The organism is Natronobacillus azotifigens (assembly GCF_026805325.1).
Classification (GTDB): domain Bacteria; phylum Bacillota; class Bacilli; order Bacillales; family Amphibacillaceae; genus Natronobacillus; species Natronobacillus azotifigens.
This window is the reverse complement of the sequence record NZ_JAPRAT010000012.1, coordinates 49,077-62,341: the sequence shown is the minus strand read 5'-3', so window position 1 is coordinate 62,341 and position 13,265 is coordinate 49,077. Positions and strand designations below refer to the sequence as shown.

General features: G+C 33.7%; 11 protein-coding genes. All 11 read right to left on the bottom strand.

Translation table 11 applies throughout. The annotated features are described in order from the left end of the window. Positions 1-164 precede the first annotated feature (164 nt). Positions 165-1,892, bottom strand: a complete 1,728-nt coding sequence (locus OWO01_RS07755) for a phospho-sugar mutase (RefSeq protein ID WP_268779873.1) — start codon at positions 1,890-1,892, stop codon at positions 165-167. Between the two features lie 23 nt (positions 1,893-1,915). Further along, positions 1,916-2,872, bottom strand: coding sequence for a mannose-6-phosphate isomerase, class I (gene manA, locus OWO01_RS07750; RefSeq protein WP_268779872.1), 957 nt, complete (start codon positions 2,870-2,872; stop codon positions 1,916-1,918). 50 nt (positions 2,873-2,922) lie between these two features. After that, positions 2,923-3,876: an aldo/keto reductase family protein gene (locus OWO01_RS07745; RefSeq protein ID WP_268779871.1), complete on the bottom strand. Its 954-nt coding sequence runs from the start codon at positions 3,874-3,876 to the stop codon at positions 2,923-2,925. Positions 3,877-3,977: 101 nt separating this feature from the next. After that, complete coding sequence (locus OWO01_RS07740; protein WP_336283904.1) at positions 3,978-5,174, bottom strand: AGE family epimerase/isomerase; 1,197 nt, start codon at positions 5,172-5,174, stop codon at positions 3,978-3,980. Positions 5,175-5,245: 71 nt separating this feature from the next. Beyond that, positions 5,246-6,265, bottom strand: coding sequence for a glycoside hydrolase family 130 protein (locus tag OWO01_RS07735; RefSeq protein WP_268779869.1), 1,020 nt, complete (start codon positions 6,263-6,265; stop codon positions 5,246-5,248). Between the two features lie 30 nt (positions 6,266-6,295). Beyond that, positions 6,296-7,132, bottom strand: coding sequence for a carbohydrate ABC transporter permease (locus OWO01_RS07730; protein ID WP_268779868.1), 837 nt, complete (start codon positions 7,130-7,132; stop codon positions 6,296-6,298). A 3-nt stretch (positions 7,133-7,135) separates the two neighbouring features. Beyond that, the gene (locus OWO01_RS07725) at positions 7,136-8,020 is read right to left on the bottom strand and encodes a carbohydrate ABC transporter permease (protein ID WP_268779890.1); all 885 of its coding nucleotides are present in this window, start codon (positions 8,018-8,020) and stop codon (positions 7,136-7,138) included. A gap of 448 nt (positions 8,021-8,468) precedes the next feature. Next, entirely contained in the window at positions 8,469-9,071 is a 603-nt protein-coding gene (locus OWO01_RS07720; RefSeq protein WP_268779867.1) for a hypothetical protein, read from the bottom strand. Positions 9,072-9,101: 30 nt separating this feature from the next. Further along, positions 9,102-10,127: a substrate-binding domain-containing protein gene (locus OWO01_RS07715; RefSeq protein ID WP_268779866.1), complete on the bottom strand. Its 1,026-nt coding sequence runs from the start codon at positions 10,125-10,127 to the stop codon at positions 9,102-9,104. Between the two features lie 636 nt (positions 10,128-10,763). Further along, positions 10,764-12,095: an ABC transporter substrate-binding protein gene (locus OWO01_RS07710; protein ID WP_268779865.1), complete on the bottom strand. Its 1,332-nt coding sequence runs from the start codon at positions 12,093-12,095 to the stop codon at positions 10,764-10,766. A 173-nt stretch (positions 12,096-12,268) separates the two neighbouring features. Further along, entirely contained in the window at positions 12,269-13,180 is a 912-nt protein-coding gene (locus tag OWO01_RS07705) for an ROK family protein (RefSeq protein ID WP_268779864.1), read from the bottom strand. Positions 13,181-13,265 lie beyond the last annotated feature (85 nt).

The following is a 13,265-nucleotide window of genomic DNA, read 5'->3' as shown; positions in this document are numbered from 1 at the left end:
AACATCAAATCAGTTAATGAATTAACTTAAATAAGTTTAATTATTTTATATATTAGTTTATATTTTAATTAAAATATAAACTAATTAAGGTGGAAAAGCAATGATATATTGGTTTTATTGTCGGAAAAAAGCGCGAAATTATAGAATAACGCGCCACTTTATCCTTAAGTTAATCGTTTAATTATTGAATTTACCTTATCTCTAATCAAAACTAGCTTACCTTTTGCATCTTCAACAGAACTTCCTTTCACACCAAAATAAAACTTGATTTTTGGTTCTGTTCCTGAAGGGCGTATACAAAACCATGAATCATCAGAAAGGAAAAACTTTAGGACATCTGAAGGTGGAAGTTTGATTGTTTCTATTTCACCTGAGACGACATTTTTAGATACTGATATCCTGTAATCATCTTTCTTTATTAATTTGTTTTCTCCTACTTGAAACTCTTCTATCACTCTAAAATGCTCCATTATTTTAATCATTTGTACTAAACCTGCTTTACCTTTTAAGGTAATTGATTTAAGATCTTCATAAAAATAACCATATCTATCAAATATGTTTTCTAATGCTTGGTACAAAGATGCTCCTTTTGATTTATGGTATGCTGCAACTTCAGCAATAAACAAACATGCTTGAATTGCATCTTTGTCCCTAACAAAATCACCAATCAAGTAACCATAACTTTCTTCATAACCAAACATAAATTGATGCTTATTTGTTTGTTCGAACTGATTAATTTTTTCCCCGATGTACTTAAATCCAGTGAGTGTATCTATTGTTTCAAGATTATAAGCTTTAGCTATCTCGCGACCAATTTCACTTGTAACAATTGTCTTCAGAACAGTTCCGTTGGTTGGTATATCCTGTTTATTTGATAATAAGTAATCCAACATCAATGCACCCGTTTGGTTACCAGTTAGGACAACATAATTTCCTTGATTATCTTTCACCACAACACCCACACGATCTGCGTCAGGATCTGTTCCCATTAAAATATCCGCATCCATCTTTTCCCCATAACTAATTGCTAACTTAAAAGCTGCATGTTCTTCTGGATTTGGGGAATCAACTGTAGAAAAGTTAGGATCCGGCTGTTCTTGTTCTTTAACAATGTTAACGTTGGAAAATCCGAATTCTTTCAGACCTTTTTGAACAAGTCTATTAGACGTACCGTGAAGTGGAGTGAAAACAATTTTTAGTTCTTTTGCATACTTATCTAGTACTTCTTGGTTAACAATTATTGACTTCATTTCTTCCATGTATTCTTTTTCTATTTCTTGACCTATCATCTTTAATGTTCCAGAATCTAGTAACCTATCTTTGTCTAACACCTCAATTTCCAACTCGTCTACTACAGCGTTTATGTTAGAGATAATTGCGTTCGCTGCATCTAAAGTAATCTGACAACCATCTGATCCATAAACTTTATACCCGTTATATTCAGGTGGATTATGACTAGCAGTAATGACGATTCCAGCTGATGCATTCAAGCGACGGACTGAGTATGATAGTAGTGGGGTTGGCTTCAATTCATTAAATAAATACACTATTATTCCGTGTTTACCCAAAACTCTTGCAGCTTCTAAAGCGAATTCTGGAGATTTATGTCTACAATCATAAGCAATAACAACACCTTGTTTTTTCGCTAATTCACCTTTTTGAATAATATATTGTGCTAATCCCTCTGTTGCTTTTCGAATCGTATATACATTAAGACGATTTGTTCCTACCCCGAGTTCACCTCTAAGTCCACCTGTTCCAAACTCTAAAGACTTATAAAAACAATCTTCAATTAAAGTTTCGTTTCCTGCAATCACTTCTAATTGCTTTTTCATGTCACGATCTAACTGCGCGTTGGTTAGCCAACGTGTGTATTCTTCTTTCCAATCCATAGCCTTTCACCTTCCTATATTTTTTAAGCTGTTGTATGTGACACGATTAATTCTGTTTCCCCATTCAACTCAAATTCGTTTATAGTTGATGGAATAATAAAATGATCACCTTTACAAAACGGGAACTCTTTTCCTTCTATAATTACAGATCCATTACCTTTAAAAACACTCATTAGTAAATAACGATAATCTCTATTCATTTTTACAGACCCGGCTAGGGAGTAGTGGTAAACTGTGAAATATTTTTCTGAGACAAGCATCTTATAAACTAAGCCTTCTTGCTTAATAACTTTCTGCTCCAAATTGGGCTCAACATGTGGAATTGTCGATACATCAATTGATTTTTTTACATGTAATTCTCTTTTATTTCCCTCTTTATCAGTACGGTCATAATCGTATACTCGGTAGGTCGTGTCGGAACTTTGTTGTGTTTCTAGAATTAGTGCTCCTTTACCAATTGCATGGATCGTTCCACTTGGTACATAAAAAAAGTCTCCCGGTTTAATCGCTATCTTTCTCAATAGAGAATCCCAATGACCGCTTTCTACTTTTGCAATGAATTCTTCTTTTGTTTTCGCATGATGACCTACAATTAAATGTGAGTCCACTTCACAATCAATGACATACCAACATTCCGTTTTACCTAAATCCCCATGTTCATGTTGGTTTGCATATTCATCATCCGGATGAACTTGTACAGATAAATCGTCATTAGCATCTAATATTTTCACTAGCAGAGGGAAAGTATCGCCCTGTTCGTTTGCGAATAGTTCACGATTTTCTCTCCATACATCATTTAATTTTTTGCCTTTTAATGGACCATTTTTTAAAGTCGAAGGGCCGTTTTTATGAGCTGATATTCCCCAACATTCACCAGTTATATTTGAAGGAATATTATAATCAAAATAATCTCTTAATTTCGTTCCACCCCAAATTCTTTGCTTAAACTCCGGTTCAAGAAAAATTGGTTCACTGTACATAACAATAGCACTCCTTTTTCATTTCAATACTTTTAATTGGTGAGTTACAACTAGGAATCTTTTAAAATTTTATTTATTTCACTAATTATTTCATTTGATAAAGTAATTTCAGAAGCCTGGGCATTTTCCACAACTTGTTCTGGTTTGCTTGCTCCAATAATCGTACTAGCTACACTTGGATGTCTTAATATCCATGCAATTGCTAATTGAGAAAGTTTCACTCCAAGTTCTTTTGCAACTAACTCCAGTTTAGCAACCTTCTCTAGAGCATCGTCTGTTAAATACGGGTTCATCCACATATTGGCGGTTTCGTCAGTCGCCCGACTATTTTTAGGTAATCCCTTTCCTTTTTTATACTTACCAGTTAAAACCCCTTGCGCTAATGGTGAGTATACGACTTGACTTATGCCCTTATTTTCACAAAAAGGAATAATTTCTTCTTCGATTTTTCGATCAAGCATATGATACATCGGTTGATTTACGACTATTTTATCCAATAAGTATTGGTCTGCAACCCCCAATGCTTCAGCTATTTGAGCCGCCGTCCACTCACTTACTCCAACATATAATACTTTTCCTTGACGGACAAAATCATCAATCGTTCTCAATGTTTCTTCAATAGGGGTCTCTGAATCGAATCGGTGGCAATAGTAAATATCGAGATAATCTTTATTAAGACGTTTTAGAGATGAATGAAGTTGTTCGAAAACGTGCTTTCTTGATAATCCGCGATCATTCACGCCATCTCCCATAGGCCAATATACTTTTGAAGTGAGGATATAAGATTCTCGGGGGTATTGTTCTAAGGCCTTTCCAACAATTCTTTCTCCTTCTCCTTGAGCGTAAACATTTGCTGAATCAAAAGAATTTATTCCAACTTCATAAGCTTGCTTAATTATATTTGTGGCTTTTTTTGCTTCTACAGAGTTTCCATATGTAAGCCAACTTCCCAGGCTTAATTCACTTATCTTTAAACCTGATCTACCTAAATTACGATATTTCACTTTTACACCTTCTTTTCTAAATTATAGAAATAAAGTACATTTTTAAGTAAGACAAGCCATTGAAATATAGCCTACTTTCAATGGCTTAACTTTACATAAAGCTAGTATTGTTTTTTTATTCGTTCGATAAGCTCAAAACAAAAGCGGGAGTTATGATATGGACATTTCCATGGTTCTACTTTTGGCATGTTTTCATATACCTTTCTATTCTTTGCAACCTTCCAATACCATTCACCATTTTGATGATCAATCATATAATCATTTAAAAAGCTCCACAAACCAAATACTTTTTTTAGATATTTTGGATCTTTTGTAATTTCAAAAGCATTAAAAAAACCTACCATCCCTTCTGCTTGTACCCACCAAACCTTATCCGCATCAACTATAGAAGTCTGATCCGCTTCATTTAAGATACTACCATCATCATCGAAACCATCTTCATAGACTTTGTCTGCCATGTTTATTGTAATATTTTTCACTTTAGCAATAAGTTGCTCATCCCCTGCTACTTCAGCAGCTTCAAATAACAACCAACTTCCTTCAATATCATGACCATAAGAAATTATCTCTGACTTGGAGTTCCAAGCTTCGTCAAAGAAAAGTTTAAACTGGAACCTATTATTATCTATAATTTTATCAATTGAAATATTAATCAGCGAAACCAGCTTTTCTTTTAAAGCTTCATCTTTCCAAGCTCGATATAAATTTGTATATGCTTCCATAATATGAAGATGTGTATTCATAGATTTTGGATAGTTTAAATCTTTATCACTTAATCGCAAATCTTCTTCAACTTTCCATTCCCGCGTAAAGGCTTCAAAGTACCCACCGTGAACATTATCATAGGCATGTTTTTCGATTAGTTCGAAAAGTTCCTTTGCTAAGTCCAGCGCCTCTTTATCACCTGTTGCTAGATAGTACTCTGAAAGCCCATAGATGCCAAACGACTGGTTGTACACATGTTTTTTTGTCACTGTTGGCTGACCTTCGGAGTCCACCATCCAATATAAACCTTTATATTGCTCATCTGTAAAGCTTTCTTTTAAAAATTGATATGCGTGTTTGGCTATTTCTGAGTATTCTTTGTTCTCGTACGTTCTAAACGCTTTAGAAAAGGTCCATAGAATGCGCGAATTTAATATACAACCTTTTTCTGACTCTAAAAGAATTTCTTCATCATTAGTTATATATCCATAAAAACCACCATTTTCCTTGTCAATGGTTTTGTTGGCCCAGTATGGCAAAATCCCTTCAATTAATTCTTTTTCAATGTCTTCTTTCAAACGCATTAAGTTCATCATTTCCCCCACCTTCATTTTTTATGAAAAAAGGTAAACCTTTTAGGGCTTACCTTTTTCATTTCAACTATTTACTTTCCTAATTCATTATCATCTGCAATATCTTCATGATTTTCTATGGTATATTTTATAATCTCATCAACCGTTGTATAAGCAACCCCAACATAAGTATCTGCTGCGCCGTAATAAATAGCGATTCGACCAGTATCTGCATCGGTCAACGTTGCACAAGGGAAGATAACGTTATCCACAAAACCTTTTTCCTCATACCATTCTTCTGGAGTTAAGACAAAGTTTTTAGATCGGTATTTAACTTTTGATGGGTTTTCTAAATCTAAAATTACACTTCCCATGCTATACACAAGACCATTACATGTTCCGGTAACACCATGGTAAAACATTAACCATCCCTCAGATGTTTCAATAGGTGCTGGGCCACCACCAATTTTCACTGCTTGCCACCAACCATCTCCACCTTTACTCATTACATGGCGATGTTTACCCCAAAAAGTTAGGTCAGGACTTTCACTTAAGAAAATATCTCCAAACGGAGTATGACCGCTATCACTCGGGCGCGATAACATTACATAGTTACCATTGATTCGACGCGGAAACAGAACTCCGTTGCGATTGAATGGTAAGAATGGGTTTTCTAGTCTAACAAATTCTTTGAAATCTTTTGTTTTCGCCACACCAATTGCAGCTCCGTAGAAATCAGTACACCAAATGATATAATACGTATCTTCTACTTTTAGTAACCTTGGGTCATACGCATAATTCGGTTGATAAGGATCGCCATTTTCATCAACAAATTCAATTCTGTTTTCATCGATGTCCCATTTCAGTGCATCTTCACTCCACCCTAAATGTAAGTGAGGGCGACCGTTCACTAACTCAGCACGAAATACACCAATGTATTTACCTTCATAAGGAACTACTGCGCTGTTAAAAATTCTAGATACTCCGTTTACAGGATTTCTTTTGATCACAGGATTTTGAGAATGCCTCCAAACCGGGGCGTGATGATTTTCTGGTTTTTCTTCCCACGGTATATTCGGTAATGCTTCTCCTATAATATTAAATTTATTCATATGAAATCTCTCCTTATAATTTACTAAATTTTAACCTTTCATTGCCCCTTGAGTAAAACCGTTATAAATATACTTTTGCAAAAATATAAATAAGACTAAAGTTGGCACGATAACAATGATAATACCAGCAGAAATAACTTCCCATTGCGCCCCAAAAGGCCCCATAAATCTATACAGTGACGTTGATACTACTTGCAATCTTTCAGCCGGCATATAGAGAAATGGAATATAAAAGTCATTATAGATCGCTACTCCTCTAATAATAAATACAGTAGCCATCGCTGGTTTTAACAGTGGAAGTATTATTTTGCGATATATTGTAAAATAACTTGCACCATCAATCATTGCAGATTCATCCAATGAGAGCGACGAACTATCAAGGAATTGCAGAAATATATAAATCCCAATTATATCCGTTCCAGTAAATAACAGAATAGCAGCCCATCTTGTATTAAATAAACCTAAAGAACTAATAACTTGAAATGTTGCTACCTGTGTTGTAATACCTGGAATTAACACGGCAAACAAAAACAACCCAATCATAACTTTACTAAACTTAAACTGAAAACGACTTAAAATATAAGCAATCATTGTACCTATTAAAATAGAGAATACAATGGCCACAAGTAATATAAAAATCGTGTTAAAGAAACCTACCAACATATTCCCTTCTGTAAATGCTCTACGATAGTTCTCGAAATTCAACCAACTTTCGGGTGCAGTGAGAATATTGGTTGTTCTATATTCCTCTGTTGTTTTAAATGAAGAAAAGAACACTACTAAAATTGGTATTATCGCTGCAGCTACCCCTATAAATAAAGAAGCATATTTTATAAATGATCCTGAAAAAGATTTTACTTTATACAATTTCTAGGCCTCCTTTTCTTTAAGCCAAGTTTTTTGAACAAGTGTTACCAATAGAACGATTATTAACAACACTATACCCATTGCTGAAGCTAACCCAACTTTTCTAAACTTAAATGCAGTATCTAGGGTTTGAATTACAAAAGTCATTGTACCGTTTTGACCTTGAGTCATTATATACGGAATTTCAAATACACTTATTGCACCACTAATTGCAAGGATAATATTTAATTGTAAGATTCTTTTAATACTTGGAAGGATAATATATCTGAATTGATGCCAGCGGTTAGCTCCGTCCACTTCAGCAGCTTCATAAATTTCCCTTGGAACAGATTGTATTGCACCTAAGAAAATAATAAAGTTGAATCCCATATATCTCCAAACCGATGTAGCAGCTAGAGAAATATTAACTATACTTCGGTCACGAAGCCAAAACTGAATATATTCTCCTAAACCAAACATTTCCATCAGACTATCAAGAGTTCCTCCTCCGGTATAAAACACACGAAAGATAAAACCGATAGCAACACCATTTAATAAGTAAGGAAAGAATAAGACTCCTTTAAAGAAATTTTTAAACTTCACATCAAAACTTAGAATTGTTGCAAAATAGAGCGCAAATCCCATTTGAAAAAAAGTAGCGACAAAGTAGTAAATACTAACTCTAAAAACAGAGAAGTACTCTGGATCAGTAAATATTGTTTTATAATTTTCTAAACCAACAAAATTTTCAACAGGTCCTAATCCATTCCATTCATGGAAACTATATCTAAACATTTGCATAAGTGGATAATAGGAAAATGTGAATAATAATAATAATGGAACAATAGAAAAAGCAATAATTATTATACTTCTTTGCTTCTTATAGCTTAAATCACTTAATGACATCATATTAAATTTTTTTTCTTTTGGCTTTTTTTCCATTTTACAACCCCCGTACCTCCATTATTGTATCTAATCAAAGTTAAAAAAACATAAAAACATACTTAAACCACACATTACAATAAAGTTTTTTCCCCCAATCAATTCATAAGTATTAGTTTATCGTTTAAGTTACAATAACATTTTATTATGTCAACGCTTACTTGTCAAGAGTGAATACTATGCAATATACACAGACACTTTAATCCATCTATAAATCTCATATGCTATGTATTTTGAGTTTAGGCTAAGAGTTTAGTTTCTCTATACTCTATTCAAAATCACAATCTTTCTAGTTATAGTCTAATCTAGATTGTTCCTTAAGAAGCAGGCAGCTTAACTACACAGTAAGGTTATGAATTTTTAACATAATAACAACAACTTAAAAACGTCCTAAACCACGGTGTGGTTTAGGACGTTAAAATGACCCATGTTTTTTTTGTATTGCATGAGTGTCTATTGCAACCAATAGCACATTTATGGCTAAAGCATAACTAAAGGGTGCTAAAAATAAGAATAATAAAAAATTGTAAATTGCTAATTGATAAAACAAAACAATCAATACAATAATTGAAATAGAAACCCATAATTTTTTTATAGATAAGTAGAGTGCAATTAAAAATGTATTTTTGAAACCATAATTATTCTCCATTGCCAGGTAGCTATATAAAGTTAGAACAATTATGTGTAAAAATAATAGATAAAATAAAATTAATAATAGAATTAAGTTAATATTTTCATTATACTCATTCTGTAAAATAAATAAGGTAGAATACAAAATGATTATTGGTATTGACATACAAAAAGATTGTATTTTTTTATGATCATATTTCTTCATATTTGCCTTGAATATCTCATTTATTGAACTGTGATCCGTGCCTTTCCAGATTCTTTTCACAGTGGCAAGTAGGGCTATATTGGCAGGTAAAAAATTATATATTAAGAAGCCCTGTAAGATATATTTATAGTATAAAAGGCTAGTTGAAATCAAATCATAAAAAGTTGTAATAAACTTTACCATGTTACCTCCTTGGAATACTAATGCACAATACTAAGATTTAGAATAGCAGTCTATACGGTTTACCGATTCTCGATAGATTACATTCCCTTTAATTAAAATTCGACCATATTTAGCAGTTTTATCTTTTATCTTCTTAATGATAATTTTTACAGCCACTGAAGACATTTCTTTAACATCAACGGCTACAGTTGTTAATGGCGGGGTTGTAAGACTAGCGTAAATATCATCATCAAACCCAACTACTGAAAAATCATTTGGCACGTTGTAACCTAAACTGTTCAATCTTCTTATCAAATTATAAGCAACCTGATCGCAGTTACATACAAAGGCAGTAGGTAGATCACCTGTGAGCTCAATGTCTAAATACTTTCCGTAATCGTCCCTATCTTTAAATATATAGGAGTCTTTTAAAGGTATATTGTGCTCAAGTAATGATTTATAATACCCTAAATATCTATCCTGTATACTACTTGTTGAGTGAATGTTACCGACAAAGCCTATGTTAGTGTGCCCTAATTTGATAAGGTAGTTGGTAAGTTCATATACACCATAAAAATTATCCGTTACGATAGAATCGAACTGGGAATTATCTGTATAAAAGTCCAAAAATACATTTGGTATGTCAATATTCTGAAACATTTCTATATAATCATTATTGAGTTGACCCAAAACAATAATTCCATCCACTTTATTTTCCGAATAAATTCTTGGGAAATTCAATTCTTCTTCGTCCTTTTTATCAAGAATTTCAAGGATAGCATAATAATTATAATTTTCCAGCACTTTTGATACTTGATTATAAAATTTCATATAAAATGATTGTAGATCTCCAGTAAATCTTTCAGGAATTAAGATTCCTATATTATAGGAGTAGCCTTCTTTCATTGATTTTGCTAATGTATTAATCCTATAACCCATCTCTATAGAAACCCTTTTTATTTCGGCTTTTAACTCTTCACTGACGCCATCTTTATCATTAAGCGCTTTAGAGATTGTTACACTACTAACACCCATTCTTTTGGCGATATCTTTCATTGTTACTTGTCGATTTTTCATATGCAAAATCCTCACTATCATTATTTCTATGGTTGAGCAAACGTTAGCTTAAATCGTTTTTTAAAAAACAAACTATATCTACTTAAATTAACGATTGCCTTACTTAATTATCGACATTTTTTTTCTCCTTGTCAAGTTTATAAATTTTTTCCAATAACAAGTATACCATTAACTAAACAAATATCCCTTTAGTTTTGCTTTCAGATAAAGTTAATAAGTAGGGGGAAGTTATTCCCGCAACTGCTTACTTATCGTAATAAGCTCTATGATAACTCAACAGTTGATAAACGAAAAGAAAACACTATCAATTCCACTGCGAAGTACCATGCTATAGGGGAGTTGGAAAATAGAAGGGCCTTTTCATCTATGCTAGCGGATAACATATAACAGCAATATTCTATTCATACAATATCACAAGTGAATTTATCTAGGAAAGTTTCTTAAAATCAGATTAAATACAATAAATTAAACAGTTTCTCATTTTGCATTTATATATGCGCTACAGCAGCCTAGGTGTACTCCCGTAAATTTTTTTCATTTTATTTTTATTTTATTCAATGATTCTTAAATGAATTGTACTACATTTTGATAAAAAAATTGGGACTCACTGATTTATTCAGTAAGTCCCACTATTAGTTAGTCTAAAACAGTTTCTCTTGCAGTGTTCCATCTTTCATTTAAGTCGTTCATGATATCGTCGAAAGACTCATCTCTGTTTCCGATTGCTGCCTCAACAATTCGCAATTTAAAGTCAGGCTCCCAGAAACCAATCTCAGCAAGGTTATCAATATCTCCAATTAAGCCTTCTTCTCCAACAGGCGTAGGTACTACATTACCTACTTCAACACCTAAATCCTCTAATAAAGATGGTAATGCTTCGCCTCTAACAGGAGAAACACCTCCCATTGCCTCGGTAGCATAGTCTGTTTCATGAACAAAGAAATCAACCCACGCACGAGCCGCCTCTTTGTTATTGCTATGTCTATTAATTCCAATTGTGAAGTCAGACTCAATAGGAATTATGGTTGGATCTGCGTCTGTCGGGTACGGCATAAATCCGATATCATCAGGGTTTTCAGCAGCTTCCATCATTTGAGGAACTGCCCAGTTACCTAATACCATTGCTCCAATCTCACCGTTACCCATCATAGTTTTAGAAAGTTCCCAATCTGTTGTATATGGATCTGCTTCAATTAAGTCATTCGCAGCTACATCATACAATAGTCTGTAAGTATCATAGTGTGGCATGCCAGGAGCGAAAATATCTTCCGTATGAAGACGGTTAACGTCATAGTATTCAAAATCTCCCGCCACAACAGTTACATTGGATTCAAATTGAGTCATCGTCCAGCCAGCAGCAAAGTTTGTGTAATACGGAATAGCATCTGTATTATCAGCAATTGCTTGCATCGCTTCAATAAACTCATCATGTGTGCCTGGAAGACCAGTTACACCAGCGTCTTCAAAGACACGTTTATTATAAACAATACCTGGGAACCCTAGCGCAGTTGGAATACCGTATACAGTTCCTTCATAAGAGGAAGTCGTAATTTCTAAGTATTCATCTTCCATTTCTTCTACAGTACCTAATGGCTCGAAGAATAGTTCAAATTCTTGAGCGTCAACTTCAGGAAGCATAAGTACATCACCATAGTCTTCTGTACTCATACGTGTTCTCACTTGTCCATCATAGTCAGTCATTACTTCAAAATTAACAGTTACATCTGGATATTTTTCATTGAAAGCGTCTCTATAATCACGAAATAGTGTATCATTAATGTCCGTTCTGTGATGTAAGACTGTAATAGAACCAGATAAAGAATCTTCTGTTTCCCCTTCATCTGGTTGTTCATCAGAAGTTCCGTTGTTACCTGTCATTTGTTCTTCTTCCTCCCCATTACCACAACCTACAACAAGACCGAGGACTAACAGAATACTAGCCAAAAATAATAATAAACTTTTCTTCATCTCTTTTTTTACCCCTCTCAGCTTTATATTTTATAGTTACCGTTTAAGTAACAATTTTATTTTATATTGTAACCGTTTACTTGTCAATACTTTTTCTTTATGTTTTAAAATATGAACTTAATAATTTATTTTTGAGTAACTTTATTTTTATATAAAAGTAAAGTTATATAAACTTATTGACGTAGTATAAGAGCTCCCGCACCAATGATACCTACATCTCCACCCAATGAAGCCTGCTTTATTTTTGTTTCCCTAGCTTTAGGGTTTAGTGCATAGTTTTGAATATATTTTTCAATAGAACTAATCATTGGCTGACCAACTTTAGAAACCCCTCCACCTAATACAAGAAGATTAATATCAAGCAGATTAATTAATGAGACACAAGCCATTCCCAATCGGTCAAATATATCATTAACCATCTCAACGATTTGAACATCTTTATTGAAATACATCTTGAATACTTCTTCTGTCGTAACATCCTTTTTCAGTAGATCTGTGCCTTGTCTAGCAATAGCTGTTCCTGAAGCAATCCATTCTAGGCATCCTTTCTGACCGCATTTACACGTTCCGTATGAAGGATCTACAACCATATGTCCAACTTCACCGGCATTTCCTGTACTACCTGCCACAAGACTTCCGTTTATAATAATTCCTGCTCCGATGCCTGTACTTATCGTCATATATAGAAAGTCCTTCTCTTCCTTAGCTGTTCCAATCCACATCTCAGCCAAACCAGCTAAACTAGCATCATTCTCTAATTTCACTTCTAATCCTACTCGCCTTCCCAAATCTTCTACTAACTTAAAATCATTCCAGCCCGGTAAATTGGGGGGGCAGACTATTTTCCCTAGTTTTGTATCAATAGGACCTGGCGCACCAACTCCTATTCCCTGTATTTCTTTTTTACTGATGTTTAAATCATTGATTAATTGTTGCATATTCGTGTTTATTCTATCCATCATTATATTAGGAGCTACACTTTGATCCGTAGGGATAATAACCTTACTTAATAGTTTTCCTTCTCGATTGAGAACTCCTATTGCAGTCTTTGTTCCTCCAATATCTATTCCAATTGCTAAAGTCATTTTTCATCCATCCTTTTTATATTATTGATACATAAAAAGAATACGACTATTTTAGAAGTCTCTCACAACCCCTACGTATAATCGT

What these genes read in the sequence shown, in the direction of transcription:
- OWO01_RS07755 (WP_268779873.1), bottom strand. Translation starts at nt 1,892, where the DNA reads ATGGATTGGAAAGAAGAATACACACGTTGGCTAACCAACGCGCAGTTA.
- manA (WP_268779872.1), bottom strand. Translation starts at nt 2,872, where the DNA reads ATGTACAGTGAACCAATTTTTCTTGAACCGGAGTTTAAGCAAAGAATT.
- OWO01_RS07740 (WP_336283904.1), bottom strand. Translation starts at nt 5,174, where the DNA reads ATGAACTTAATGCGTTTGAAAGAAGACATTGAAAAAGAATTAATTGAA.
- OWO01_RS07735 (WP_268779869.1), bottom strand. Translation starts at nt 6,265, where the DNA reads ATGAATAAATTTAATATTATAGGAGAAGCATTACCGAATATACCGTGG.
- OWO01_RS07725 (WP_268779890.1), bottom strand. Translation starts at nt 8,020, where the DNA reads ATGATGTCATTAAGTGATTTAAGCTATAAGAAGCAAAGAAGTATAATA.
- OWO01_RS07720 (WP_268779867.1), bottom strand. Translation starts at nt 9,071, where the DNA reads ATGGTAAAGTTTATTACAACTTTTTATGATTTGATTTCAACTAGCCTT.
- OWO01_RS07715 (WP_268779866.1), bottom strand. Translation starts at nt 10,127, where the DNA reads ATGAAAAATCGACAAGTAACAATGAAAGATATCGCCAAAAGAATGGGT.
- OWO01_RS07710 (WP_268779865.1), bottom strand. Translation starts at nt 12,095, where the DNA reads ATGAAGAAAAGTTTATTATTATTTTTGGCTAGTATTCTGTTAGTCCTC.
- OWO01_RS07705 (WP_268779864.1), bottom strand. Translation starts at nt 13,180, where the DNA reads ATGACTTTAGCAATTGGAATAGATATTGGAGGAACAAAGACTGCAATA.